We start from the raw sequence: 26,386 nt of genomic DNA, 5'->3' as shown, positions 1-26,386 counted from the left end.
TCACCGGGTACCGGCCCCGCACTATCCTCGGGATGTTGCTCATCGGGGGGAGGCGGCGTGGCGATGGACAAGCTCGGGCCCGGGGATCCGCCGGGAATCGGGGCGTACCGGCTGCTGGCCCGGCTCGGGGCCGGCGGCATGGGGCAGGTCTACCTCGCCCGCTCCGACCGGGGACGCACCGTCGCCGTCAAGCTGATCCGCCGGGAGCTGGCCCAGCAGGAGGAGTTCCGGGCGCGCTTCCGCCAGGAGGTGCACGCCGCGCGGCAGGTCGGCGGTGACTGGACGGCCCCGGTCCTCGACGCGGACACCGAGGCGCCCGTGCCGTGGGTGGCCACCGGGTACGTGGCCGGGCCCAGCCTCCAGCAGGTGGTCGGGCACGACCACGGGGCGCTGCCCGAACGGTCGGTACGCATCCTCGCCGCCGGTCTCGCGCACGCGCTGAAGGACATCCACGCCGCGGGGATCATCCACCGGGACCTCAAGCCGTCCAACGTGCTCGTCACCATCGACGGTCCGCGCGTCATCGACTTCGGGATCGCGCGGGCGCTGGAGACGGTGACCGACGGCGGGCTCACCCGCACCGGCGCGCTCGTCGGCTCGCCCGGCTTCATGGCACCCGAGCAGGTGCGCGGTGACCGCATCACGCCGGCCTGCGACGTGTTCTGCCTCGGCTCGGTGCTCGCCTACGCCGCCACCGGCACGCTCCCGTTCGGCACCGCCAACAGCGGTGTGCACGCGCTGATGTTCCGCATCGCCCAGGAGGAACCCGACCTGGCCGGTGTGCCCGAGGGGATCGCCGACCTCGTACGCGACTGCCTGAAGAAGGACCCGGCGGCACGGCCCACCCTCGACCGGGTGCTGGAGCGCACCGGCGCGGAGGACACCGTGGTCGGTGGCCGCTCCCGTGACCCCTGGCTGCCGAGCGCCCTGGTCGCCCAGCTCGGCCGCCACGCGGTCCGCCTCCTGGACGCGGAGGACCCGGAAACCCCGGCGCCACCCACACCGGCGGGTACGCCTCCCACCGCCTGGCCACCGGTACCGCCCGGGCCGGGCGGGGCAGCCGCCCCCGGTACGCCGCCCGCCGGGCAGCCGGGCGGCCACGCCGCCGCTTCGGCACCGGCGGCGTGGCCCTCCACGCCACCCGGGCCGACCGGACCCGACGCGCCCGCGCGGGGCGGCCCCGCCGGGCACCCCGGTGCTCCCGCGGTGCCGGCCGCCGGGCAGTCGGTGTCTCCCGAACCGGGGTATCCGAGTGCGCCCGCCGCCGGGCAGCAGGTGCCGCCCGGGGCGGGCCACCACGCCGGTCCCCCCGAGCACGCCCGTGCCGCCGACGACTCCGTCGGGCCGCCCGTGGCCGGCAACGCCTCCCCGCCCCCGCCCGGGCAGCCGGGGGCGGACCACCTGCCCACCCTCGTGGCCGGTCAGGGCGCCCCCGCCCAACCCTCGGCACCGGGCCCGTACGGGCATCCCCAGCAGCCCGCGTACGGCTACCCCTACAGCGGGCCCGCCGTCGGCCACACCCCGCCCCACGGGCCGCCGCCGTACGGGCCGGTGTCCGAGCCGCGCCGGGACAACCGTTCCACCGTGCTGCTCGTGGTGATCGCGCTGGTCGTCGCGCTCGCCGCCGGCGGCACCGTGTACGGGCTGATGAGCGGCGGCGCCGCCGACAACCGCGCCGGCGACGACCCCACCGCGCCCCCGTCGCCCAGCGGCGCACCGCGGAGCTCCGCCCCCACCACTCCCGACGAGACCCAGCGGCCCAGCGCCTCCGCCCCCGCGGACGGCACCGTTCCCGCCGACTACCTGGGCAGTTGGTCCACCACCATCGACAACGCGAGCGGCGAGCACACCCGCAGGCTGACCATCCGGCAGGGCGAGGTCGGCGACACGGTCATGTCCCTCGTCGCCGACGGGCCCACCGGCAACGGCACCTACCACTGCGTCTTCGAGGCCCGGCTCACCGGCGGCTCCGGAGACCGGCTGGAGCTCGGCCCGTCCTCCGTGACGGTCGGGCAGCCGAGCGGCGCCTGCACCCCGGGCTCCGCCAGCGAGGTCACCCTGCTCCCCGGCGGCTCGCTCCAGCGCGTGACCACCGGCAGCGGCGAACAGCTCACCTACACGCGGGGCTGAACGTTCGGCGAACTCCCGAGGACGAACACCGCCGACCGCTTCGTACGGCCGTACGGTGACTGCCCGGTCGGACGTGCGGGCGGTGGCGGGGGCGGCACGATGGAGTGGCTGAGCGCGGAGAACCTGGTGGCCGTGGCGACGGCGATCCTCGGTGTCGTCGCCTCCGCCGTCATGGTCTGGTACGAGCGGCGGGTGCCGCGCAGCAAACGCATCGGCTACCGCGTGCAGTTGGACGTCCCGATCGGTGACGGCCAGCGGTCCAGCCGCACCAGCCGGCGGGAGGGCTGGTTCGACACGGCGGCGGCGGGGATGACGCACGCCAGCATGGTGCTGCTGCGCATCGAGAACGACGGCTCGCAGACCATCGTCCGCGACGACTACCAGAGCCCGGGAAGCCACGGCCTGACCGTGGAGTTCAGTGAGCGCACCATCCTCGGCGTCTCGGTCACCCAGCCCTCGGAGACCAGCCACCTCCTCGAGCACTTCACCCAGGAGCGCGGCTTCGGCTACCAGGACGGCACCCTGCGCCTCCCGCGCGTCCCGCTGAACCGGGGCGCCTACTACAAGCTGCTGGTGCTGCTCTCCGGCGGGCGCGTGGGCGACGGGATCCAGCTGAGCGGCGACCTCAGCGAGGGCGACGTGCACCGCAACCGCAGCGCCACCCCGGACGACAAGGCCCCGCTGTTCAGCCGGGCGGCGCGGCTGATCACCATCACGCTCACGCTGTGCGTGGTGGCGCTCGCGGTGATCGTCGTGGCCCAGGACGACAGCCCGCCGCCCATCGGCTGCCGGGGCGGCACCCTGACCCTCACCGGATCGACGGCGTTCGCGCCGGTGCTGCGGGAGGTCGCGGAGAAGTACGAGCGGGACTGCGCGGACGAGGACCCGCGCATCGAGGTGGACCCGCACGGGTCGACGGCCGGGATACGGGACCTGGCGGCGGCCGGGGCGGAGGCGGAGAACGGCTCGCCGCCGCTGGTGGTCCTGTCGGACGGACCCAAGCCGGGCGGGCTGCCCGAACTGCGCGGGAACCAGGTGGCGGTGTCGGTGTTCGCGCTGGTGGTGAACGACGCCGTGGGGCTGCGGAACCTGTCGACGGAGGACGTACGACGCCTCTACCGGGGCGAGATCGCGAACTGGAGCGAGCTCGGCGGCCCGGACCTGGCGGTCCACCTCGTCAGCCGGGACGCCAACTCCGGCACGAGACAGGTCTTCCAGCGCCGCGTGCTGGGCCGGGGCGAGATCGCCCACTCCTCCGTCGACTGCGTGCACAAGGACGACCCGAACGCCCCCGTCATCCGCTGCGAACTCGACTCCACCGAACAGGTGCTGGAAACCGTCGCCGACATCCCCGGCGCGATCGGCTACAGCGAACACGCCCGCGCCTCCCGGGCGAAGGGACTGCACCGGCTGGACCTCGACGAAGAGGTCCCGTCCGTCGACGCCATCGAGCACGGGACGAGCTCCTACCCGTACCGGGAGATCGAGTACGCCTACACCTACGGGCAGCCGCCGGCGAACTCACTGGCGTCGGGTTTCCTGACGTACCTCACGCGCGGCGTCGGCCAGGACGTGATCCGCACCCACGGCCATCTGCCGTGCTGGACCCCGGAGGGGATGGAGCTGTGCGCACGGGACACGCCGTGACGAGCCTGCTCGGCGCGGCTCGGGCGGACAGTCGGCTCGGCGCGGCTCGGGCGGACAGTCGGCTCGGCGCGGCTCGGGCGGACAGTCGGCTCAGCGCGGCTCGGGCGGACGCTGGCGCGGCATGTTGGGGCGGGCCGGTCCCTGCGGGGACGGGAAGCGGCCGTGCGGGAGGGAACCCTCCGGGCGTCCCGCGCCCGCCACCGCCGTCTGGATGCCCAGCGGCGCGCCCCCCGTACGGAACTCCACCATCCAGTCGGCCGTCTCGACCCGCACCAGCTCGGTGACGTCCTCCGAGAACCGCCGCAGCACCGCCAGGCACCGCTCGGCCGCCTCGCTCGCCGTGCCGTCCGCCGGGCCGAGCACCTCGCGCACGCACTCCGACGCCCAGTCGAACTGGAACGCCTGCAACCGCCGCTGCACGGCCTGCGCGGTCGCCACGTCCCGCATCCAGCCGGACGTCATCCCGAAGAACCGGTCCCCGGCCACACAGGCCACCCCGAGCAGCAGCGCCAGATAACCCCAGGGCGCGGACCCGTCGGCCACCCCGGTCAGGTCGAGCAGGGGCAGCGCGGCCCCGGTCAGCGCGCCCACGGCCGTCCCGGCCCGCAGCGCCCACGCGCACCGCCGCTTCCACACCCGGTCCGCGAGATACCAGGCGGCCGTGTCCAGCGCGCCGCGCTCCACCCACCGGTACAGCTCGTCCAGCCGGGCCGCCGGCTCGCCCCAGTCCCCGAGCGGGAACTCCCGCCCCTCCAGGTCGTCCGGCCAGGGCCCGGCCGCCCCTTCGCCCCACCCGTCCTGAGGCCGACCCTCGGGCTGCATCTCCGGCTGACCCACCCGGTATCTCCCTACTGACCCCTGCTGATTCCGCGTACTGTCCGTCCATGAAGTGTGACGCCAGGTGCTCACGCGCCTGACCCTTCCTACCGCCCAATGGGTGGCGGCGCCGGGGGTTCGGGCTCTTTTTCGTCCGGAAGATGGCCGTGATCAGGTATAGGGCCCCCACCGTGACTCACTCGAAAGAGTGTCGGGGCAGCGGCCCCCGCGACCACGTAGGCTCGTGCCGAACGGTAAAACCCTTACCGACGGACCGACCAAGGAGCCGAATCGTGATCCCCGGTGGTGGCCAGCCGAACATGCAGCAGCTGCTCCAGCAGGCCCAGAAGATGCAGCAGGACCTGGCCCGGGCCCAGGAGGAGCTGGCGAGGACCGAGGTCGACGGGCAGTCGGGAGGCGGCCTGGTGAAGGCCACCGTCACCGGCTCCGGCGAGCTGCGCGGCCTCGTGATCGACCCGAAGGCGGTGGACCCGGAGGACACCGAGACCCTCGCCGACCTGATCGTCGCGGCGGTCCAGGCGGCCAACGAGAACGCCCAGACCCTTCAGCAGCAGAAGCTCGGCCCGCTGGCCCAGGGGCTGGGCGGCGGCGGCCTCCCCGGTCTCCCCTTCTGACCTCTCGAACCCTCGAACCCTCGAACCTTTCGAAGACGGCCCGCGGGCCTTTACCGTACGTACTGAAGGAACACCAGGAAGGGACGGCAGTCCGTTGTACGAAGGCGTGGTCCAGGACCTCATCGACGAACTGGGGCGGCTGCCCGGCGTCGGTCCCAAGAGCGCGCAGCGGATCGCCTTCCACATCCTCCAGGCGGAACCGACGGACGTACGGCGTCTGGCGCACGCGCTGATGGAGGTCAAGGCGAAGGTCCGCTTCTGCGCGACCTGTGGGAACGTCGCGCAGGAGGAGCAGTGCAACATCTGCCGCGACACCCGCCGCGACCCGGCCGTCATCTGCGTCGTGGAGGAGCCGAAGGACGTCGTGGCGATCGAGCGCACCCGTGAGTTCCGGGGGCGCTACCACGTCCTCGGCGGCGCGATCAGCCCCATCGACGGGGTGGGCCCGGACGACCTGCGTATACGAGAACTTCTCGCGCGGTTGGCCGACGGTACGGTCACGGAGCTGATCCTGGCCACGGACCCGAATCTGGAAGGCGAGGCCACGGCGACGTACCTCGCCCGCATGATCAAGCCCATGGGCCTGAAGGTCACCCGCCTGGCCAGCGGCCTCCCGGTGGGCGGCGACCTGGAATACGCGGACGAGGTCACCCTCGGCCGCGCCTTCGAGGGGAGACGACTCCTAGATGTCTGATGCCACGCTGCACGCGACCGACCAGAACCCGGACGACTTCGCGGTCCAGATCGCGGATCAGATCGAGAGCTTCCTGGTCGCCGTCACGGAGGTCGCGAAGGGCGACGAGCCGGACTCGGCGGTCCCCTTCCTCCTCCTGGAGGTCTCCCAGCTCCTCCTGGCCGGCGGCCGCCTGGGCGCGCACGAGGACATCGTCCCCGAGGAGCGCTACGAGCCCGACATGGGCCCGGAGGCCGACGTGGACGAACTCCGCGAGAACCTCGCCCGCATGCTGGAGCCGGTCGACGTCTACTCGGAGGTCTTCGACCCCTACGAGCCCCGCAAGGCCCCGGTCCCGGCCCGCATCTCCGACGACCTCACCGACGTCATCACCGACCTCCGCCACGGCATGGCCCACTACAAGGCCGGCCGCACCACGGAGGCCCTGTGGTGGTGGCAGTTCTCCTACTTCTCCAACTGGGGCACCACGGCCTCCGCGACCCTGCGGGCGTTGCAGTCGGTGGTGGCCCACGTCCGCCTGAACCAGCCCCTGGCCGAACTCGACGGCCTCGACACCGACCAGGGCATGGGCGACGACACCCTGGAGTTCGAGGCGGGCCAGGTCATGGCGGAGGAGATCGGCGGTCCGCTGGGCGTCCGCCCGGTCACATGACCGACAGCGTGTACGTGGGCAACGCGGGCAAGGACGCGGCGCTGGACCGGGGCTGGCTCCTCGGGCACTTCAAGGACGCCGGGGACCCTCGCCACAGCGAGGCGGTGGAGATCAAGTGGGGTGTCCACCCCCGTGGCGACGAGCGAACGCGGTGGGTGAGGGGCGAGGAACGCACGGCCCTCCTGGTCCTCGTCAGCGGCCGTTTCCGAGTCGAACTCCCCGGCCGCAGTGTCCTCCTGGAAGAGCAGGGCGACTACGTCGTGTGGGGACGGGGAGTCGACCACTCCTGGTTCGCGGAGGAGGAGTCGGTGGTGCTGACCGTCCGGTGGCCGTCCGTGCCCGGCTACGCGGTGGCGGAGGGCACGGAGGCGTGACCAGCCAGTACAGCGGCTGGGCCGACGTCGAGCGTCGGATCCGTGAGAGCCGGCCCGAGGCGTCCGACGCCGAGTGGGGATCCCGCGAGCGGGCCGCTCGTACGGCGACGATCGAGTACGGCGACCGAACGGTGGGCGCGGCCTGAGCGGGGTGCGGAGCAACGGGGTCAGTGGTTCACCGCCCCTCGGAGTCGACGGCTCCGGCGGCACGCAGGGCGTCGAGGACGCGTACGTAGTCCTCGGCCCGCTCCGGGCGCCTCTCCGCGCTCGCGCTCGCGTCGGCCAAGGCCCTCGCCGTGGGTTCGGCGCCGCGGCCGAGCAGCAGGCGCACCGCCGCCACCTGACCGGATGCGGCCGTCCACTCCAGGGGTGACCTACCCTTGAAGTCCCGGTCCTCGATGTCCGCCCCTCCCGGCTGATCGCGTCCACGCCGACGCCCGCCTCCAGCAGCCGCGTCACCAGCGCCGGGTCGTTGTCCTTCGCCGCCTGCGGCAGTTCGTCCGATCTCTCCACGGGTTCCGCCATGGAGTGATCATGCGGTGCCGGCACCCGGCGGCACGCCCGGTCTCACCTCGGACACCGAACCTTCAAGGACCTCGTCGACTGAGCCCGTGTGTGACGCGGGGCACTTTTCCGAGTGGGGCGCGTCGGGATGGGCATGAGCCCCCTGCACGGGCGCCGGGGAGTCTCACCATGCGATATCGCGGAGGGGTTTTTCGGGCGCTCGATAGACTGAGCCGACCGCAGCGCACACATATGTGGGCGGACTGTGGAAAACGACGGACTGAGCGAGGAGCGCACGTGGGCCTTGTCGTGCAGAAGTACGGAGGCTCCTCCGTAGCCGATGCCGAAGGCATCAAGCGCGTCGCCAAGAGGATCGTGGAAGCCAAGAAGAACGGCCACCAGGTGGTCGCCGTGGTTTCCGCGATGGGCGACACGACGGACGAGCTGATCGATCTCGCCGAGCAGGTTTCCCCGATCCCTGCCGGGCGCGAGCTCGACATGCTGCTGACCGCCGGAGAGCGGATCTCCATGGCCCTGCTGGCCATGGCGATCAAAAACCTGGGCCACAACGCCCAGAGCTTCACCGGCAGCCAGGCAGGTGTCATCACCGACTCGGTCCACAACAAAGCCCGCATCATCGATGTCACGCCGGGCCGGATCAAGGCCTCGGTGGACGAGGGCAACATCGCCATCGTCGCCGGTTTCCAGGGCGTCAGCCAGGACACCAAGGACATCACCACGCTCGGCCGCGGCGGCTCCGACACCACCGCCGTCGCCCTCGCCGCAGCGCTCGACGCCGAGGTGTGCGAGATCTACACGGACGTCGACGGCGTGTTCACCGCCGACCCGCGCGTGGTGAGCAAGGCCCGGAAGATCGACTGGATCGCGTTCGAGGACATGCTCGAGCTCGCGGCCTCCGGGTCCAAGGTGCTGCTCCACCGCTGTGTGGAGTACGCCCGCCGGTACAACATCCCGATCCACGTCCGTTCGTCCTTCAGCGGACTGCAGGGCACGTGGGTCAGCAGCGAGCCGATGAAGCAAGGGGACAAGCAGGTGGAGCAGGCTCTCATCTCCGGTGTCGCGCACGACACCTCCGAGGCCAAGGTCACGGTCGTCGGTGTGCCGGACAAGCCCGGCGAGGCCGCCTCGATCTTCCGCACGATCGCCGATGCCGAGATCAACATCGACATGGTCGTGCAGAACGTGTCCGCCGCGTCCACGGGCCTGACGGACATCTCCTTCACCCTGCCGAAGACCGAGGGCCGCAAGGCCATCGACGCGCTGGAGAAGAACAAGGGCGCCATCGGCTTCGACTCCCTGCGCTACGACGACCAGATCGGCAAGATCTCCCTGGTCGGCGCCGGCATGAAGACCAACCCCGGTGTCACGGCCGACTTCTTCACGGCGCTCAGCGACGCCGGTGTGAACATCGAGCTGATCTCGACCTCCGAGATCCGCATCTCGGTCGTCACCCGCAAGGACGACGTGCCGGAGGCCGTCCGCGCCGTGCACTCGGCGTTCGGTCTGGACTCCGACAGCGACGAGGCCGTGGTCTACGGAGGCACCGGCCGCTGATGGCCGGGACCGAGGGATCCGGACGTTCCGGGCGGCCGACGCTCGCGGTCGTGGGAGCGACCGGGGCCGTCGGCACGGTCATGCTCCAGATCCTGTCCCAGCGGGCGGACGTCTGGGGCGAGATCAGGCTCATCGCCTCCCCGCGCTCGGCCGGCCGCAAGCTGGCCGTGCGCGGTGAGGAGGTCGAGGTCGTGGCGCTCACCGAGGAGGCCTTCGACGGGGTCGACGTCGCGATGTTCGACGTACCCGACGAGGTCGCCGAGCGGTGGGCGCCCGTCGCCGCCGCGCGGGGCGCGGTGGTGGTCGACAACTCGGGCGCGTTCCGGATGGACCCGGACGTGCCGCTCGTCGTCCCCGAGGTCAACCCGCACGCCGTGCGCAGGCGTCCGCGCGGGATCGTCGCCAACCCGAACTGCACCACCCTGTCGATGATCGTCGCGCTGGGCGCGCTGCACGCCGAGTTCGGGCTGCGCGAGCTGGTGGTCTCCTCGTACCAGGCGGTCAGCGGCGCCGGGCACGCGGGCGTGCGCACCCTGCGCGAGCAGCTCTCCCTGGTGGCCGGCACGGAGCTGGGGACCCACCCCGGTGACGTACGGCGGGCCGTGGGGGACAACACCGGGCCGTTCCCGGAGCCGGTCGCGCTGAACGTCGTACCGTGGGCCGGGTCGCTGCGCGAGGACGGCTGGTCCTCGGAGGAGATGAAGGTCCGGGACGAGTCCCGCAAGATCCTCGGCCTGCCCTCCCTGCCCGTGGCGGTCACCTGCGTACGCGTCCCGGTGGTCACCACGCACTCCCTCACCGTGCACGCCCGCTTCGAGGGCGAGGTCACCGTCGACAAGGCGCGCGAGATCCTCGCCACCGCGCCCGGAGTGGTCCTGTTCGACAACCCGGCCGCGGGGGAGTTCCCCACCCCCGCCGACGTCGTCGGCACCGATCCGACCTGGGTCGGGCGGGTACGACGGGCCCTGGACGACCCCACCGCGCTGGAGCTCTTCGTGTGCGGGGACAACCTGCGCAAGGGGGCGGCGCTGAACACCGCTCAGATCGCCGAACTCGTGGCGGTTGAACGGTAAAAAGTTCTGGATCGCACAGGATTCGTTTGTAGGATCTGTGTAAGTCTTGTGAGCCGGATTCCCGGTCGGATGCCTCTTGATCAGGCCGTTTCGGCGACGGAGGATTGAGCAAGGCCCGTACGAGGCTTGTACGAGGATTCACCTCCCCGTTCTCCGCAACCGCGCGGAGGGCGGGGAGCGTCTTTGCGGTCGCCCTTACCGGGGGGCGTGGGGGCGCTGCTCTCCGGACGTGGGGACGTCCGGAACCGGGCGTGGGGACGTCCGTTCATATGGGACACAGGGGAAGAGCGGGACGCATGAGGGCATTTGATGTGCTGTCGGTGGTGCTGCCTGACGCGGGCGGGCGGCCGGCCACACCGGCCGCCGCAAAAGTGACGCCCGGCACGTACAACCCTTACGAGGGGAAGCGTGTCCAACTGGCGTGGCTGAGGTACTCGACTTCACAGCGCCGCGCGGCACGGCCCTACGGCCGCCCCGTCAGGCTCGCCGACCCCGCATGCCCGGCGCGTCCGGCGGCGGCATGCCGGTGATCGCGCCCATGCCCGCAGCGCGCCCCGCCCGCATACCAGGACAGCGTGACGGCACCGACGACGTCGTGGCGGCCGGCACCACCGTCGACCATCTCACCGAGACCTACCGCGCGCACTACCGCTCGCTGCTGGGCCTCGCGGCACTCCTCCTCGACGACACCGCCTCCTGCGAGGACGTCGTGCAGGAGGCGTTCATCCGCGTCCACTCCGCCCGCAAACGCGTCCGGGACCCGGAGAAGACCCTGGCCTATCTGCGCCAGACGGTCGTCAACCTGTCCCGCTCCGCGCTGCGCCGCCGCATCCTCGGCCTCAAGCTGCTCTCCAAGCCCATGCCCGACATGGCGAGCGCGGAGGAGGGCGCCTACGACCAGCTCGAGCGCGACTCGCTGATCAAGGCGATGAAGGGCCTCCAGCGCCGCCAGCGCGAGGTGCTGGTGCTGCGCTACTTCGCGGACATGACGGAGGCGCAGGTCGCCGAGACCCTCGGCATCTCGCTGGGCTCGGTGAAGGCGTACGGCTCACGCGGTATCGCGGCGCTGCGGCTGGCCATGGAGGCGCCGGCATGAGCGAGGGCAGGGGCGCGCGGCGCGAGGAGCGCGGGCCGGAGGGCTCGCGTCCGTCCGACGCCGCGCGGGAGTCCGAGGGCGTGCCCGCGCCCGAGGACGTACGGGAAACCGGCGACGGGAACGAGCCGGAGCACACGCACGCTGGGAACGGAACTGTGAACGACGGCCTGGACGAACAGGGCTCCGAGGGGCTCGACGCGGACGAGCTGGCACTGCGCACCCTGCTGCACCGCGCGGTGCGGGAGGTGGAGCCGGGCGACGGCACCCTGGACTATCTGCGCCGGGCCGTCCCCGCCCGCCGGGCCCGCAAGCGCCAGGCCCTCGTCGGCGTGGCCGCCGCCGCCCTCTTCCTCGGCACCGCCGTCCCCGCCCTCGTCCACGTCTCCGGCGTCACCGACTCCGACGCCAGCCCCTCCGCCGTCGGCCACGCCGCGCAGGCGCAGGGCGGCACCGGTCAGGGCAAGGACCCGGAGAGCGGGGAGAGCACCGCGGGCGGCGCCTCGGACCAGGTCGAGGGGACCGACAAGGGCGACAAGAAGGAACAGGACAAGGGCGGCACGAACACCGGCTCCGGCACGGGTGCGACGGAGGGGGCCGACCCCTCGGCCAGCCTCGCCGCCGGGGTGCCCGCCTGCACCGCCGCCCAGCTCGGCCCGGCGACCGCGTCCAGTGCCGCTCCCGAGTCCACGGGCGCGGTCTACGGCTCCTTCCGGGTCGTCAACGTCTCCACCGCGAGCTGTACCGTCGAGGGCGCCGGGACCGTGACCCCGACCCCGCAGGGCGCGGCCGACGTCACCAAGGTGAGCTCGGCGCGGCATGTGGCGGGGGACGCGGCGGCCGGACTGCCCGACCCCTCCCTGGAGGTCGCGGAGCTGGTGCTCAAGCCGGGTGCGGCGTACGAGGTGAAGTTCGCCTGGGTGCCCTCCGAGACCTGCGCGGCTCCGGGCGACAGCACGGGCGGCGGCACCGGCGGCCCCTCGCCCGACCCGACACCGACCGGTGAACCGACCACGACGACCGGCGCGTCCGCGGGCACCGACGGCGGCACGGTCACCCAGCTGGTCAGGGAGGACGGCACGGGAGAGGGCAGTGTGGCGGTGACGTACACGTCGTCCACGGGCTCGGGCTCGGCCACCACGACGGTGAGCAACGCGTGCGCGGGCACGGTGTACTTCACGGGGCTGCTGTCGGCGGTGTGACCCTACGGCGGGGGCGGGACTCCGGGCCCCGGTCCGTTGTCGGCCTGTTGTCAGACCGCTGACGGACTCGGCCGCTCCGGTTCCCGCTTCCCGTCCTCGTTCCCGTTGTCCCTGTCCCCGTCCTCGTCCGGGACCAGGCCCAGTTCCGCGTCGCGGACGAACTCCAGCTCGCGGCGGAACAGCCGGAACCACATGAAGATCACGAAGCCCACGAAGGCGAACCACTCGGCGGTGTAGCCGAGGTTCTGGAACGCCTTCAGGTCGAGGCCGGTGCCGCTCGGCGCGGTCGCCGGCACGGCCTTCATACCGGAGTCGCCGCGGTTGAGCGTGAGCCAGGCGTCGTACACGTCGTACTCCACGAGGTTCACCAGCGACGCCGAGCTGATCGCCGCCGTCTGTCCCTCGGGCAGGCCGCCGCGGGCGCTGACGCCGTTGCTGCCCGGTGTCTCGGACGCCTGGAGCGCGCCGGTGACGGTGACCTCACCGGTGGGCGCCGCGGGCGTCTTCGCCGGGTCGGGGGTGCCGGGCAGCCAGCCCCGGACGACGGGCAGCACCCGGCCGGTGTCGGTGCGCAGCAGGGTCAGGACGTAGTAGCCGTCCTTGTCGTCCAGCTTGCGGTCGGGCACGAGGAGCTGGGTGTCGTACCGGCCGCTCACCGTGGCCTGCTTGCCGGAGGTGGCCTTGGTCACGGGCAGCAGGTCGTCCAGCGGTCTGGCCGCCTCCCGCTTGTCCGTGGCGATGCGCGCCTCGGCGTCGCGGTGGTTGTCCACCCTGTCCTCGAACCGGCCCAGCTGCCAGGACCCCATGAAGACGCAGAAGGGGATGGAGAGCAGCAGGAAGACGTTGATCCCCCACCAGCGGGGCGTCAGCAGAAACCGGTACACGCCTTCAACGGTACGGGTCCCCGGGTGGTTCCCGGCCCGCGGGGTAACCGTGCGGCGGGCGCCCTCCACGAGGGGCCGGTGAAGGATCGGGAAGAAGTTGTCCACAGGCTGGGGACCTCGGCGGCGCGATGCCCTTCCGGACAGGCAGTATGGGGTCATGACTGAGAGCAACGGGTCCGACGCGCCGGGCCGGGCCGACCACCAGACCGAGCGAGTGGAACAGGGCGCGGGCATGCCCGACTGGGAGAAGCGCTTCCGGGCGCCCCGGGTGTCCCTGCCCGACTGGGCGGAGGACGCCCCCGACCGCTCCCTGTTCGTGTCGAACGCGACGGGGACGTACGAGCTGTACGCCTGGGACCGGGCGACGGGCGAGCAGCGGCAGGTGACGGACCGGCCCAACGGCACGACGGACGGCGTGCTCTCGCCGGACGGCGAGTGGATCTGGTGGTTCGACGACAAGGACGGCGACGAGTTCGGCGTGTGGCGCCGGCAGCGGTTCTCGGGCGGCGAGGACGAGCTCGCGGCACCGGGCCTCGACCCTTCGTACCCTGCCGGTCTCGCGCTGGGCCGGGACGGCCGTACGGCGGTCGTGGGCCGTTCCACGGACGAGGACGGTACGACGATCCACCTGGCCCGTACGGGAGAGGGGCCCGTGGAGATCTACCGGCACCGTGAGTCGGCGGGCGTCGGGGACCTCTCCCACGACGGTTCGCTGATCGCCGTGGAGCACACCGAGCACGGTGACGCGATGCACTCCGCGCTGCGGGTGCTGCGGCCCGACGGTACGACGGTCGCCGAGCTCGACGACACCGAGGGCGGCACCCGGGAGCTGGGACTGGAGGTGCTGGGCTTCGCGCCGGTGACGGGCGACACCCGGCTGCTCATCGGTCACCAGCGGCGCGGACGCTGGGAGCCGCTGGTGTGGGACGTGGCGACGGGGGAGGAGACCGACCTCGCGCTGGAGCTGCCCGGTGACGTGAGCGCCGAGTGGTACCCGGACGGCACGGGGCTGCTCATCGCGCACGGCTTCGAGGCCCGCGGCGAGCTGTTCCGCTACGACCTGGCCGGGCGCCGGCTGGTGGAGATCCCCACCCCGCGCGGCGCGGTCTCGGGTGCGACGGCCCGGCCCGACGGCAGCGTGGAGTACCTGTGGTCGTCGGCGGCCCAGCCGCCGGCGGTGCGGTCCACGGCGGGCGGAGTGGTCCTCGACCCGCCCGGGATGAAGTCGCCCGGGTCGGTCCCGGTGGAGGACGTGTGGGTGGAGGGGCCCGGCGGCCGTATCCACGCCCTCGTCCAGAAGCCGGCCGGCGCGACCGGCCCGCTCCCGACCGTCTTCGACATCCACGGCGGCCCCACCTGGCACGACAGCGACTCCTTCGCGGCCGGCCCGGCCGCCTGGGTCGACCACGGCTACGCGGTGGTCCGCGTCAACTACCGGGGCTCCACGGGCTACGGCCGCGCCTGGACCGACGCGCTGAAGCACCGGGTGGGCCTGATCGAGCTGGAGGACATCGCGGCGGTGCGGGAGTGGGCGATCACCTCCGGTCTCGCCGACCCGGCCCGGCTGATCCTCACCGGCGGCTCCTGGGGCGGCTACCTCACCCTGCTCGGCCTCGGTACGCAGCCGGACGCGTGGGCGCTGGGCATCGCGGCGGTACCGGTCGCCGACTACGTCACGGCGTACCACGACGAGATGGAAGCGCTGAAGGCGATGGACCGCACGCTGCTCGGCGGCACCCCGGAGGAGGTCCCCGACCGCTTCGAGGCGTCGTCACCCATCACCTACGTCGACCGTGTGAAGGCCCCGGTCTACATCTCGGCGGGCGTCAACGACCCCCGCTGCCCCATCCAGCAGATCGAGAACTACGTCAAACGCCTGGAGTCCCGCGACGCCGTCCACGAGGTCTACCGCTACGACGCGGGCCACGGCTCCCTGGTAGTGGACGAACGCATCAAACAGATCCACCTGGAACTCGAGTTCGCATCGAAATACCTCCCCGCCTGACTACGGGAAGCCGTGCCTCCGCAGCTGCGGGAAGCCGTGCCTCCGCAGCTGCGGGCAATCGTGCCGCTGGGGCGGCACGGGTGGGCGCAGCGGCACCTCGCGAACGCGGGCAAGTGAAGCCCACCCCCCCCCGCCCAGCGGCAGCGCCGGGCACCTCGCGAACGCGGGCAAGTGAAGCCGACCCCCGCCCAACCGCACGCGGCACGCGCTACGTCGCGCTCCGCGGCCGCGCCCGCCGCCCCAGCAACTCCGCCAGCCCCCGCCGGGTGGCAGCCAGCACCACCCGGTCCTCGGCACGCAGCACATACGTATCAGGGAGGTCCCACACCAGCCCGGAACCCGGCACTTCCTCCCCGCCGGAGGCGGACCCCGCCGTGTCCAACGCCAGCACCCGCCAGGCACCTGCCCGGAACGCCTCCCCCACCGTCCGCCCCTCCAACTGCGCATGCCCGCCCACGACCACCGCCGCGAACAGCAGCACCCGCCGCTCCACCGGTATCGCCCCCAGGATCTGCCGCCCCATCATCGCCCCGGCAAAAGCCGGCGCCGCCAGATGCGACACACTCCGGCTCCGCGTCAGCGCCGACGGATGCGCGGTCCGCAACGTCCGGTACACCGCCTTCGCGAAGTCGTCGTCGTACAGCCGCAGCACCGCCCGCAGATCGGGCCGTACGGACCGCGCGTACAGCACCGCCTCCAGATTCGTCGTATCCGCACTGGTCAGTGCGAGCAACGCGTCCGCACGATGGATCTTCGCGGCCTCCAGCACCCCCTCCTGCGTGACGTCCCCCAGCACCACCGGAACCCGTAGCCGCCGCGCCACGGCCATCCCCCGCGCCTCCGGATCGGCCTCGACGCACACCACCGGGATGTGCAGCTCCCGCAGTCGCGTCAGCACCCGCGTCCCGATCTTGCCCAGTCCGAGCAGCACCACGTGCCCGCCCAGCCCGCGCGGCGGCTTCCGCAGCGCCGACGCCGTGCGGAACGTCCCCAGTGCCTCAAGCACCGCCGCCAGCAGCACCGGCAGCAGCAGCAGCCCCACCAGCATGGAGAGCAGTTGCAGCACCTGCCGCCCGGTGGTCTCGTGGTGCGCGGGCTCGTTGATCGCGAAGAGGTCGAGCAGGGTGACGTACGTGGCGTGCAGCGGATTGTCCTGTGTCACCACCGTCAGCGCGACGGCGAGCGCGATCACCGCCGCCACCAGCCCCGCCAGCGACCACCGCAGCCGCCGCGAGAACAGCGAGGCGAACGGCGGTCCGCCCCGACCGGCGGGCAACGGCGGGCCGGAGTAGGACAGTTGCTCCAGCACCACCGTCCCGCGTCCGGTCGCCGCCGCCACCGCCGCCGCGTCGGGCAGCAGTTGCGGTCCCTGCTCGCCGCTGTCCTCCGAACCCTCGGCCCCGGCGGGGTCGTTGCTGGTCGCGGAGAGCAGCGCGAGTGTGCACAGCCCCGGGTCGGCCACCTCGCCCGGCCCCGGAGGCCGGCGCTCCACCGCCCGCAGCAACAGCCCCTCCGCGTCGACGACCTTGCTGGTGCCGACGAGCGCGGTGGCGACCAGCGCGGGCGCGGCCGTGTCGGCGTCGGACAGCACGGTCGTGGCGATGTCGGCCCCACCGGCACCGTCGGCCCCGCCACGTCCCGCCGCACCACCGCCGCCACTGCCACCGCCCGCCAACTCGGCTGCCTGATCGAGTAGTTCCTCGATGTGTTGCCCCAGCCGCCGGTTGTAGAGCCGCAGGACGAGCCGCAGCCGGGGGTTGAGCCGGCGGGCGGTCAGGGCGGCACGGATGTTGGTCTCGTCGTCGTCGTACACCAGCGCCAGCGCGGCGGCGTGTTCCACCCCGGCCTCGGCGAGCACGGCCTCGGTCGGCTCGGCGGCCTCCACGACCCGTTCGCCGGGCGCCAAGGTGTCGTCGGACCCGCCGTTGCCCCGGTTGACGGCGGTCACGACCCGGTCGAGCAGGGCGGCGGAGGCCGCGCGGGCCCGTCCCGCCATCGGCTGCCGGCCGCTGCGCCCGGACGGCGGTACGACGAGGGTCACCTGCTCGCGGTACACCCCGCGCAGTTCGGCGGCGAGCCGGTGCGCCAGCCCGTCGTCGCCGCACACCACCATGTGCGCCGACGGGTCGTTGGGCAGGGCCGGGTTGGGAAGGAGGCTCACCACAGAGGAAGAGACTGCCTCATGGTAACGGGTGGTTCCAGGTCACCTCTGAACGGCCGCGTCCCGCCCTCCGTACCAAGGGGGGAGGGACCCGAGCGTGGCCCCGCTCTCTCGCGCGCATCCGGAGGTGCACCCGGCCCGTGGCCATCACCACATCACCCCCGCGCGGAGCGGAAGAACCCGACGGCGGCCGGGAGAAGAAGACGCACGACGAGGAGTCCCGCCACCTCACCTCCCCCCTCCTCCTCACCCTCGTCCTCCTCACGGCCGTGATGTTCCAGGACCCCGTCCGCCGCGCCCTGGCCGCGCCGGTGATGCAGAGCTGGATGACGGTGTTCGTGGCGGTGGTCCTCCAGGCCCTCCCCTTCCTGGTGCTCGGCGTCCTGCTGTCGGCGGCGATCGCGGTGTTCGTCCCGCCGTCGTTCTTCGCCCGCGCCCTGCCGAGGCGCTCCGCGCTGGCCGTACCCGTCGCGGGCGCGGCGGGGGCGGTGCTGCCGGGCTGCGAGTGCGCGTCCGTGCCGGTGGCGGGCGCGCTGGTGCGCAGGGGAGTGGCCCCTGCGGCGGCCCTGGCGTTCCTGCTCTCCGCCCCCGCGATCAACCCGATCGTGCTGACGGCGACGGCGGTCGCCTTCCCCGGCAACCCCGAGATGGTGCCGGCCCGTTTCGTCGCGAGCCTGCTGGTGGCGTGTGCGATGGGCTGGCTGTGGCAGCGCCTCGGCCGCACCGACTGGCTGCGCCCGCCCTCCCGTTCGTCGTACGACGGCCGGAGCAGGGGCGCGGCGTTCTGGGGCTCGGTACGGCACGACGTGATGCACGCGGGCGGCTTCCTGGTGGTCGGCGCGATGGCGGCGGCCACGCTGAAGGCGGTGGTCCCGGCGGAGTGGCTGCGCGCGGCGGCCGGCAGCCCGGTGCTGTCGGTGCTGGCCCTGGCCGTCCTGGCGGTGCTGCTGTCGATCTGCTCGGAGGCGGACGCGTTCGTGGCGGCGTCGCTCACCCAGTTCTCGCTGACGGCCCGGCTCGCCTTCCTGGTCGTGGGACCGATGGTCGACCTGAAGCTCTTCGCCATGCAGGCGGGCACGTTCGGCCGCGCCTTCGCCCTGCGCTTCGCCCCCGCGACCTTCGCCCTGGCGGTGGTCGTATCGGCCCTGACGGGAGCGGTGCTGCTGTGAAGCCGGCCCTGAACCACCAGGCCCAGGCGGCCCTGCTGTTCCTCCTCGGCGCGACCGTGCTGCACGCCGGCCTGACCGATCTGCACCTGCGGTACGTCAAGGCGGGCCTGCGCCCGCTGCTCCTGCTGTCGGGCGCGGTACTGATCGCGACGGCGGCGGCGACGGTCTGGTACGAGTGGCGTCGCGGACCGCGCTCGAAGGAATCGAAGGACTCGAAGGAGGCGCATCGGGAACCCCGTGTCTCCTGGCTGCTGACCCTCCCCCTCTTCGCCCTGATCCTGGTCGCCCCGCCCGCCCTCGGCTCCTACAGCGCCACCCACACCGGTACGGCCCTGCAGAAACCCCTCGGCTATCCGGAGCTGCCCGAGCGGGGGCCGCTGCGTCTCGGGGTCGGGGAGTACGCGGCCCGCGCGGTCTACGACCACGGCCGTCATCTGCGCGACCGCTCGATCTCCGTCACCGGTTTCGTGGCCCTGGACGGCACCGGTACCCCGTATCTGGTCCGTATGGGCCTCAACTGCTGCGCTGCCGACGCCCAGCCGGTCAAGATCGCCCTCACCGGCGAGATCCCTCCGGTCCTCCAGCCGGACACCTGGCTGGAGGTCACCGGCCGCTACACCCCGCGCCGTACGAAGGATCCCGTCAACGACGGCCCCGTCCCGTACTTCGAGGTCGCCCGCGCCGAACCGGTCCCGGTCCCGCAGGACCCGTACGACGAGGCGTGGAGCGGCTAGGACCTCGGTCGGACAGGACCGCGCGGCCGGCTAGGACTGGTACGGCTGCTGCTGCGACTGCTGTCCGTAGCCCTGCCCGCCCTGTCCGCCGCCGATCGCCTGCGCCTGGAGCTGCTCGGCCTGCTCCTTGGTCACCTTCTGCTCCGCGCCGCAGAAGGTGCACTGCGTCGTGTACTTCGTCGAGACCGGGAACAGCGGGACGAAGAACAGGGTGAACTTGGTGACCCGCTTCCTGAGCGTGTGCGCGGCGGGGTTCCCGCACTGCGCGCACACCAGCGTCAGTATCGCGAGCTGGTACAGGTACCCCTTGGTGCCAAAAATGATCATGTCGTCGATCCTTCCCGAGCCTCGGTCCCCCGAACCACCACACCAGACGGTGACCGCGGTCGGCAACGTGACCGGCCACAACACTGCCGCACCCTGCACAAGCGCACCAGTCCTCGGCACCGGCACGCTGCACCCATGACCGAAACCCCAGCCGTGCAGATCACCGTCTCCACCGTGTCGCTCACCGTCGACGACGTGGCCGCCTCGCGGCAGTTCTTCACCGCCCACCTCGGCTACAAGGAGATCGCCGCCGCCGACGGATTCGCCTCACTGACCCGGGGCGACGCGGCCGTCGACATCGTCCTGCTGCGCCGGGGCACCGATGTCCTGCCCGCGGACCAGCGCGACCGACACGCCGCCGGAATCATCCTGGCCTTCACGGTCACCGGCATCGAGGGCGAGGAACGGCGGCTGCGGGAGCGGGGGGTGACCATCACCATGCCGCTGCGCAAGGAGCCGTGGGGGGAGCGGCTCTTCCAGGTCACCGACCCCAACGGGATCGTCGTCCAGTTCGTGGAGTGGGCGGCCCCCGACGAGGTGGGGGCGGGCGCGGGCGCCTAGGGTGGACGCCGTACACCGGGGCCGGCCCGTACTGGTCCGTACTGGCCCGCACCGGTCTGTACCGATCCGTACTGGTCCGTACGAGAGGGGATGGTGGAGATCGCCAGGCAAGCCGATGCCGTCCACCGGACCCGCACCCCCCTGAGCAGGGCGCGGGTCCTGTCCGCCGCCGTCGCCCTGGCCGACGAGGGCGGGGTCGACGCGCTCAGTATGCGGAAGCTGGCGCAGGTGCTCGGTGTCGTGCCCATGGCGTTGTACAAGCACGTGGCCAACAAGAACGAGCTGCTGGACGGCATGATCGACGTCCTCGTCGGTGAGATCGACCCACCGGTCGCGGACGCCGACTGGAAGACCGCCGTCCGGTTGCGGGTGCTCTCCGCCCGCCGCATGCTGCTGCGCCATCCGTGGGCGTCCGGGGTCATCGAGGCGCGGATGAAGGCGCGGGCCGCGCCGACCCCCGTGGTGATGGAGTACCTGGACTCGATGATCGGGATCTTCCGGGCCGGGGGCTTCTCGCTCGACCTGGTCCATCACGCGATGCACGTCATGGGCAGCCGGCTGCTGGGCTTCTCCCAGGAGCTGTTCGAGGACGGTGCCGGCCGTGAGCCGGACCCGGACGCGCTGCCGCCCGAGGAGATGGCCGCGCGCTACCCCCACATCACCGAACTGGCCATGGCGGTCACCCACGACGAGGGGTCCGTCGTCGGCTCGGGCTGCGACGACCAGTACGAGTTCGAGTTCGCCCTGGATCTCACGCTGGACGGTCTGGCCCGGCTGCTGCCCTGACATCCTTCCTGGCCCTTGTCAGGTGTACGGCGTACACCCATGATGGTGGGTGTACGCCGTACACCTGTACATCCGTGAGGGGAGATCCGGATGAAGGCGATCGTCCAGGACCGCTTCGGCCCGCCGGACGTCCTGAAAGTGGCAGACATCGACCGCCCCGAGCCGGGGGCCGGGCAGGTACTGGTGCGGGTGCACGCCGCCGCGGTCAACCCGTACGACTGGCACATGCTGCGCGGTGACCCGTACGCGGCCCGGCTGACCGGGGACGTGGGGCTGACCCGCCCGAAGTCACGTGTGGCCGGGATCGACGCGGCCGGGCGGGTCGAGGCGGTCGGCGCCGGTGTGCGGGGGCTGAGGCCCGGCGACGAGGTGCTGGGCTTCTGCCCGGGCGCCTTCGCCGAGTACGCGTGCACCGCCGAGGACCTCCTGGTCCCCAAGCCCGCGCACCTGACCTTCGAACAGGCCGCGGCCGTTCCGGTGGGGGCGGTGACGGCCCTGCGCGGCATCCGGACCGTGGGGCAGGTGCGGGCGGGGCAGCGGGTGCTGGTCAACGGGGCCGGCGGCGGCGTGGGCACGTTCGCCGTGCAGATCGCCGCGTCCCTCGGCGCCGAGGTCACCGGCGTGTGCAGCGCCCGCAACACCGACCTGGTGCGCTCACTGGGCGCCGAGCACGTCATCGACTACGCGCGCGAGGACTTCACCGACGGCCGCGCACGCTACGACGTCATCCTGGACAACGTGGGCAACCACCCGCTGGGCCGGCTGCGCCGGGTGCTCACCCCGACGGGGACCCTGGTGGGCAACGGCGGCGGCTCACCCGGCCATGTGTTCGGTGCGATGGGGGCCATGCTGAAACTCCTCGCGGTCAACACGGTCGTCCGGCAGCGGCTCCGGGTGATCCTCCCGGCGGCCCCGGCCGGTCCCGTCCACGAGGACCTGCTCGCCGTCACCGCGCTCATCGAGTCCGACCGCCTCACGCCGGTGGTCGACCGGACGTACCCACTGGCCGGGGCGGCCGAGGGCGTGCGTGAGGTGGAAGGGGGGCACGCCCGCGGCAAGGTCGTCGTCACCGTTCCCTGAGGGGGCGGGGCTCGATGCCCGGGAGGAAGCAGGATCCTGCGGCGGAAATCTTTACGGAAGTGGCATTCGGCATGGAATGGCGCATTCCGTCAAAGCGGTTATGGCGGAGTGGTCGGTCAATAGAGTCCGAGTGTGCCTGCATATGAAACTTCCGTTCGTTTTTCCGTGCTGGGGCCGGTTCGGGCGTGGCGCGGTGAACAGGAGCTGGACCTCGGATCGCCGCAGCAGCGCGTGGTGCTCGCGACGCTGCTGCTGGGCCGGGGGCGTCCGGTCGCCCTCGGCGAACTCATCCGTGCCGTCTGGGGCGAGGAGCCTCCGGCGGCCGCCGTGTCCGTCCTGCGGACCTATGTGTCGCGCCTGCGCAAGGTTCTGGAACCCGGACGGGAGCCGGGCCGGCCGCCCGCACTGATCGTCTCGGTCGGCGACGGCTACGCGATCCGGGTCCCGGAGGACTCCCTGGACTTGGCCGTGTTCGAACAGCGGGTCACGGAGGCGAAGAGACGGTACGCCGCCGGCGAACTGTCCGCCGCCGGTGAACTGCTGCACGCGGCGCTCGGCGCATGGCAGGGGCCGGCACTGGCGGGCCTCCCCGGCCCGCTGGCGGAGTCGGAGTGCTCATGGCTGGACGAGCAACGGCTCACCGCGCTGGAGACCCGGCTGGACATCGACGTCACGCTCGGACGCCATGACACGGTCGTTCCCGAGCTGCTCTCGCTGGCCGCCAGACACCCGCTGCGCGAGCAGCTGTGCCGGCTGCTCATGCTGGCGCTGTACCGGTCCGGCCAGCAGGCCGGCGCACTGGAGGCCTACGGCAGGACACGGGACGCCCTGGTGACCGAGCTGGGCATCGAACCGGGCGCACCGCTCAAGGACCTGCACCACCGCATCCTGACGGCCGACCCGTCCCTTCTCCCCGGTCCGACGCCGGCCCCGTTCCCGGCAGGCGGCCCGTTCCCGTTCCCGGCAGCCGGCTCGTCCCCGGCCACCGACCCGTCCCCGCGACCGGACCCCCCGGCCGAGCGCGGTTTCCCGGACCCCGTCGAGTACCCGGCCACCCGCCCGGCGCAACTGCCCGCCGACCTGCCGGCCTTCGTCGGACGGCAGGCGGAACTCCAGCGGATACGCGCCCTGTTGCCCGAGGACGGCAGCCCGCCGGCGACTCTGGTGATCAGTGCGATCGGCGGCATGGGCGGCATCGGCAAGTCCGCCCTGGCCGTGCACTGGGCCCACGAGGTCGCCGACCGCTTCCCCGACGGGCAGCTCTACATCAATCTGCGCGGCTTCGACCCGACCGGCTCGGTCATGACGCCCGACGAAGCCGTCCGTGTCTTCCTCGACGCGCTCGGTGTCCCCCCGCAGCGGATCCCCGGCGACTTCGACGCCCAGGTGGCGCTGTACCGCAGCGTGCTCGCGCGGCGGCGGGTACTGGTCCTGCTCGACAACGCCCGCGACACCGAGCAGGTCCGCCCGCTGCTGCCCGGCTCCCCGGGTTCCCTGGTCATCGTCACCAGCCGCAGCCGGCTGTCCGGCCTGATCGCCGGGGAAGGGGCGCACCCGCTGACGCTGGACCAGATGACGCCCACCGAGGCGTTCGACCTCCTCGCCGCCCGCCTCGGCACCGACCGGCTGGCGGAGGAGCCGCGGGCGGCCGGCGAGATCATCGCGCGGTGCGGCCGGCTGCCGCTGGCGCTGGCCATCGTCGCCGCCCACGCCGGAGTCCGCCCCGGCTTCCCGCTCAGCGCCATCGCCGAGGAGGTGCGGGACAGCCACGGCAGCCTCGACGCCTTCGCCGGGGGCGACGACATCACCACCGACGTACGGGCCGTCTTCTCCTGGTCGTACAAGGCGCTGTCCGCCCCGGCCGCCCGGCTGTTCCGCCTGCTGGGCCTGCACTGCGGGCCCGACATCTCCGTACCCGCCGTCGCCGCGCTCGCCGGGCTCCCGCCGCGCGAGGCCCGCGGCCTGCTCGGCGAACTCACCCGCGCCCACCTGCTCACGGAACACTTCCCGGGCCGCTGCACCCTGCACGACCTGCTGCGCGTCTACGCCGCCGAACGGGCCCGCGCCGAGGAGACGGCGCGGGAGCGGGACGACGCCGTCGAGCGGCTGCTGACCTGGTACCTGCACACCGCCGACGCCACCTACCCGCACATCACCCCCAACCGCCGCCGGATCCCGCTGGAACCGCTGCCGGACGGGTGCCGGCCGCTGGTGTTCACCACGCGCGAGGAGGCCCTGGAGTGGTGCGAGACCGAGCGGCCCAACCTGGTGGGCGCGGTGCACCAGGCCGCCGGGTCCGGGCAGCCGGGCATCGCATGGCGGCTGCCCGCCGTCCTGTGGGGGTTCTTCTACCTCCGCAGTCATACGCACGAATGGCTCGACACCGCCACCACGGGACTGGCCGCAGCCCGCGCCGCCCACGACCGCAAGGGCGAGGCCCAGGCACTCGCGGACAGATCGGCGGCGCTGCGCGACTCCGGCAGACTGGAGGAGGCCATCGGTCCGCTGCGCGAGGCCATGGCCATCTTCCGGGACCTCGGGAACGCGGCGGGCCGGACGTCCACCGTGGCCAACCTGGGCGACGCGTACCTGCAGGCCGGCCACCTCCGCAAGGCCGTCGAGTACACGCGCCGGGGACTGGCCATCGCCCGGGCCACCGGCAACGTGTGGAGCCAGGGCATCGCACTGTCCAACCTGGGCGACGCCTACCAGCGGCTCGGCCGGTTCGACGAGGCCGTCGACTGCCTGGAGCAGGCGCTCGCCATCCTGCGGGCCCACGACAACCGCTGGGTCGAAGGCATCACCCTGGACATCCTCGGCACGGTGCACCGCCGGCTCCACCGCTACGACGAGGCGGTCGAGCACTACCACCAGGCGCTCAAGACCCACCGGGACATCGGCAACCGGTGGGGGGAGGGCCACACCCTGGGCAACCTCGGGGACGCCCAGCTCGGTGCCGGGGAGTCCGAGGCGGCGCGCGGCAGTTGGCTGGAGGCGCTGGCGATCCTCTCGGAGTGCGACCACGCGGACGCCGAGAAGGTCCGCGAGCGACTCGCCCGACTGGGCTGAGTCCGCACCGTCCGACACACGTCTCCTTCGATTCTCCTTCGATCAGGACCCGGCCGCGGCATAGGGGGAAGGCAGCGGCCGGGCACCCGTACAACGGGAGGCGGGTGAGGAAGGTTCAACTCCCGGGCCGAAGCGTCGCGGGGGGCCGTCCGGCGCGGCCTCGGCCGCCCCGGTATCTTCTTGTCGGCGTCGGTATGAACGCATTTTTCCCATCGGCGTGAACCAATGCGCCCCCGGACTCGTTGGATCCTTCGGATTCCGTCGAGCCCGTCGGACATCGCTCGGACGCCACAACGGGCTGTCCGGTCACTTCGGTTCAAGGCGAGAGGAAGGAGGCGGGCACCCATGAGCGCGGGTACGGGAGGCGTCGTCGGCGGACTCGGTGTCCTGCTGCTCCCGCTGCTCCGGGTATGGGGAGGCCCGTCTCCCATCGATTCCGCTCCGCCCGTGTGAGGAGGACAGCAGCCATGGTCCGCTTCGAAGTGCACATCTCCGACGAGGGGTTCGCCGGCATCGACGGGGAGCCCCTGGTCCCCGACGCGGGCCGGTCCGTGCACGAGGCCGTGCTGGACCGGCTGCGGCAGTACGCGGAGCAGCGGGGCGCCCCGGTCGAGGCAACGGTGAACGACGGACCCGGCACCACCCACTTCGTCCTCCAGGTCGCCCCCGACGGCTCCAGCCGAGTCGTCATCCCCACGGATCCGGCCTCGGACCGGCCCGCCACGGGGGCGCCGCCCTCCGCTCCGCTGCCGGCCGACCTGGCCGAACCCATCACCCGTATCAACGCGTTGACGGCCGACGGCCGGCTCGACGAGGCGTCCGCCGCCGCGACCGCGCTCCGCGAGAACCTGACGGCCTCCCTGGGCGCCGAGCACCCGGACACCCTGGAGGCGCGGGCGATGGAGGCGTACCTGGCCCATCTGCGCGGTGACCACCGCGAGGCCACGGTGCTGGCCCTGGACGTGGCCCGGACCCTGTGCCGGACCGGCGACGCGCAGGCCCCCGCGGCGGTGGCGCGGGCGGCCGCCGCCTGGCGACGGCTGGACGACGACCGAACCGCTGTCACCCACGGACGCGAACTCCTGCGCCTGTGCGACAGCCTGCACGGCGAGGGCCTGCTGCCTCCCGGCCACGCCGACCTGGCCCGCCGGGTCCGCAGGCGGCTGGAGAAGCTGACGTCCCGATGTACGGGGTCGTAAACCGCACGTCAAACGA

The 26,386-nt window shown here is 72.6% G+C and carries 24 protein-coding genes; 19 read left to right on the top strand and 5 right to left on the bottom strand.

Annotated features, from left to right (window positions below):
* Positions 1-63 precede the first annotated feature (63 nt).
* Together AMK33_RS13785 and AMK33_RS13780 are read left to right on the top strand one after the other, a co-directional pair.
* Complete coding sequence (locus AMK33_RS13785) at positions 64-2,130, top strand: serine/threonine-protein kinase (protein WP_073933098.1); 2,067 nt, start codon at positions 64-66, stop codon at positions 2,128-2,130.
* Between the two features lie 99 nt (positions 2,131-2,229).
* Complete coding sequence (locus tag AMK33_RS13780) at positions 2,230-3,777, top strand: substrate-binding domain-containing protein (protein ID WP_073933097.1); 1,548 nt, start codon at positions 2,230-2,232, stop codon at positions 3,775-3,777.
* Between the two features lie 90 nt (positions 3,778-3,867).
* Here the strand turns inward: AMK33_RS13780 and AMK33_RS13775 are convergent, their stop codons facing one another.
* The gene (locus tag AMK33_RS13775; RefSeq protein WP_073933096.1) at positions 3,868-4,614 is read right to left on the bottom strand and encodes an SLATT domain-containing protein; all 747 of its coding nucleotides are present in this window, start codon (positions 4,612-4,614) and stop codon (positions 3,868-3,870) included.
* Positions 4,615-4,886: 272 nt separating this feature from the next.
* Between AMK33_RS13775 and AMK33_RS13770 the strand changes: the two genes are divergently transcribed.
* The 5 genes from AMK33_RS13770 (at position 4,887) to AMK33_RS13750 (ending at position 7,094) form a co-directional block, all read left to right on the top strand.
* Positions 4,887-5,228, top strand: coding sequence for a YbaB/EbfC family nucleoid-associated protein (locus AMK33_RS13770; RefSeq protein ID WP_073933095.1), 342 nt, complete (start codon positions 4,887-4,889; stop codon positions 5,226-5,228).
* A gap of 94 nt (positions 5,229-5,322) precedes the next feature.
* Complete coding sequence (recR, locus tag AMK33_RS13765) at positions 5,323-5,922, top strand: recombination mediator RecR (protein ID WP_030863096.1); 600 nt, start codon at positions 5,323-5,325, stop codon at positions 5,920-5,922.
* A complete protein-coding gene (locus AMK33_RS13760; protein WP_073933094.1) occupies positions 5,915-6,574 on the top strand; it encodes a DUF5063 domain-containing protein in 660 nt (219 codons plus the stop codon). The genes recR and AMK33_RS13760 overlap by 8 nt, the downstream gene beginning before the upstream one ends.
* On the top strand, positions 6,571-6,948 hold the full coding sequence (locus AMK33_RS13755) for a signal peptidase I (protein ID WP_073933093.1): 378 nt from the start codon (positions 6,571-6,573) through the stop codon (positions 6,946-6,948). The genes AMK33_RS13760 and AMK33_RS13755 overlap by 4 nt, the downstream gene beginning before the upstream one ends.
* Positions 6,945-7,094, top strand: a complete 150-nt coding sequence (locus AMK33_RS13750; RefSeq protein WP_201263022.1) for a hypothetical protein — start codon at positions 6,945-6,947, stop codon at positions 7,092-7,094. Before AMK33_RS13755 ends, AMK33_RS13750 begins: the two co-directional genes overlap by 4 nt.
* A 29-nt stretch (positions 7,095-7,123) precedes the next feature.
* Here AMK33_RS13750 and AMK33_RS42415 read toward each other — a convergent pair whose 3' ends face one another.
* Entirely contained in the window at positions 7,124-7,279 is a 156-nt protein-coding gene (locus AMK33_RS42415; protein ID WP_158075121.1) for a hypothetical protein, read from the bottom strand.
* Between the two features lie 470 nt (positions 7,280-7,749).
* On the opposite strand from AMK33_RS42415, the gene AMK33_RS13745 reads away from it, so the two are divergent.
* From AMK33_RS13745 to AMK33_RS13730, 4 genes are all read left to right on the top strand, one after another.
* Entirely contained in the window at positions 7,750-9,027 is a 1,278-nt protein-coding gene (locus tag AMK33_RS13745) for an aspartate kinase (protein ID WP_037933648.1), read from the top strand.
* Positions 9,027-10,100: an aspartate-semialdehyde dehydrogenase gene (locus AMK33_RS13740; RefSeq protein WP_073933092.1), complete on the top strand. Its 1,074-nt coding sequence runs from the start codon at positions 9,027-9,029 to the stop codon at positions 10,098-10,100. Before AMK33_RS13745 ends, AMK33_RS13740 begins: the two co-directional genes overlap by 1 nt.
* 520 nt (positions 10,101-10,620) lie before the next feature.
* The gene (locus AMK33_RS13735; protein WP_030863114.1) at positions 10,621-11,196 is read left to right on the top strand and encodes a SigE family RNA polymerase sigma factor; all 576 of its coding nucleotides are present in this window, start codon (positions 10,621-10,623) and stop codon (positions 11,194-11,196) included.
* Positions 11,193-12,395 (top strand): hypothetical protein, encoded by a 1,203-nt coding sequence (locus tag AMK33_RS13730; RefSeq protein WP_073933091.1) that lies wholly within the window; start codon positions 11,193-11,195, stop codon positions 12,393-12,395. Before AMK33_RS13735 ends, AMK33_RS13730 begins: the two co-directional genes overlap by 4 nt.
* 50 nt (positions 12,396-12,445) lie before the next feature.
* Here the strand turns inward: AMK33_RS13730 and AMK33_RS13725 are convergent, their stop codons facing one another.
* Entirely contained in the window at positions 12,446-13,279 is an 834-nt protein-coding gene (locus AMK33_RS13725; RefSeq protein WP_073933479.1) for an SURF1 family protein, read from the bottom strand.
* Positions 13,280-13,436: 157 nt separating this feature from the next.
* Here AMK33_RS13725 and AMK33_RS13720 point away from each other — a divergent pair, with 157 nt between their 5' ends.
* Complete coding sequence (locus AMK33_RS13720) at positions 13,437-15,284, top strand: S9 family peptidase (RefSeq protein ID WP_073933090.1); 1,848 nt, start codon at positions 13,437-13,439, stop codon at positions 15,282-15,284.
* Positions 15,285-15,492: 208 nt separating this feature from the next.
* Here the strand turns inward: AMK33_RS13720 and AMK33_RS13715 are convergent, their stop codons facing one another.
* A complete protein-coding gene (locus AMK33_RS13715) occupies positions 15,493-17,397 on the bottom strand; it encodes an NAD-binding protein (protein ID WP_073933478.1) in 1,905 nt (634 codons plus the stop codon).
* A 188-nt stretch (positions 17,398-17,585) separates the two neighbouring features.
* Between AMK33_RS13715 and AMK33_RS13710 the strand changes: the two genes are divergently transcribed.
* Both AMK33_RS13710 and AMK33_RS13705 read left to right on the top strand, forming a co-directional pair.
* Positions 17,586-18,614, top strand: a complete 1,029-nt coding sequence (locus tag AMK33_RS13710; protein WP_073933089.1) for a permease — start codon at positions 17,586-17,588, stop codon at positions 18,612-18,614.
* An 8-nt stretch (positions 18,615-18,622) separates the two neighbouring features.
* Complete coding sequence (locus tag AMK33_RS13705; protein WP_073933477.1) at positions 18,623-19,348, top strand: TIGR03943 family putative permease subunit; 726 nt, start codon at positions 18,623-18,625, stop codon at positions 19,346-19,348.
* Positions 19,349-19,378: 30 nt separating this feature from the next.
* Here AMK33_RS13705 and AMK33_RS13700 read toward each other — a convergent pair whose 3' ends face one another.
* Entirely contained in the window at positions 19,379-19,675 is a 297-nt protein-coding gene (locus AMK33_RS13700) for a zinc-ribbon domain-containing protein (protein ID WP_073933088.1), read from the bottom strand.
* Between the two features lie 153 nt (positions 19,676-19,828).
* On the opposite strand from AMK33_RS13700, the gene AMK33_RS13695 reads away from it, so the two are divergent.
* The 5 genes from AMK33_RS13695 to AMK33_RS13675 all read left to right on the top strand — a co-directional run bounded on the left by AMK33_RS13695 (position 19,829) and on the right by AMK33_RS13675 (position 26,370).
* Entirely contained in the window at positions 19,829-20,236 is a 408-nt protein-coding gene (locus AMK33_RS13695; RefSeq protein ID WP_073933087.1) for a VOC family protein, read from the top strand.
* A gap of 90 nt (positions 20,237-20,326) precedes the next feature.
* Positions 20,327-21,022 carry a TetR/AcrR family transcriptional regulator C-terminal domain-containing protein gene (locus tag AMK33_RS13690; RefSeq protein WP_073933086.1) on the top strand — a complete coding sequence of 232 codons (696 nt, stop codon included), beginning with the start codon at positions 20,327-20,329 and terminating at the stop codon, positions 21,020-21,022.
* A 90-nt stretch (positions 21,023-21,112) separates the two neighbouring features.
* Positions 21,113-22,102, top strand: a complete 990-nt coding sequence (locus AMK33_RS13685; RefSeq protein WP_073933085.1) for an NAD(P)-dependent alcohol dehydrogenase — start codon at positions 21,113-21,115, stop codon at positions 22,100-22,102.
* Between the two features lie 165 nt (positions 22,103-22,267).
* Positions 22,268-25,171 (top strand): AfsR/SARP family transcriptional regulator, encoded by a 2,904-nt coding sequence (locus tag AMK33_RS13680; protein WP_073933084.1) that lies wholly within the window; start codon positions 22,268-22,270, stop codon positions 25,169-25,171.
* A 467-nt stretch (positions 25,172-25,638) separates the two neighbouring features.
* Positions 25,639-26,370: a tetratricopeptide repeat protein gene (locus AMK33_RS13675; protein ID WP_073933083.1), complete on the top strand. Its 732-nt coding sequence runs from the start codon at positions 25,639-25,641 to the stop codon at positions 26,368-26,370.
* The last annotated feature ends 16 nt before the right edge of the window (positions 26,371-26,386 follow it).

The organism is Streptomyces sp. CB02400 (assembly GCF_001905725.1).
Classification (GTDB): Bacteria; Actinomycetota; Actinomycetes; order Streptomycetales; family Streptomycetaceae; genus Streptomyces; species Streptomyces atrovirens.
The sequence above is the reverse complement of the archived record's forward strand: the minus strand, read 5'-3'. Positions and strand labels throughout refer to the sequence as shown.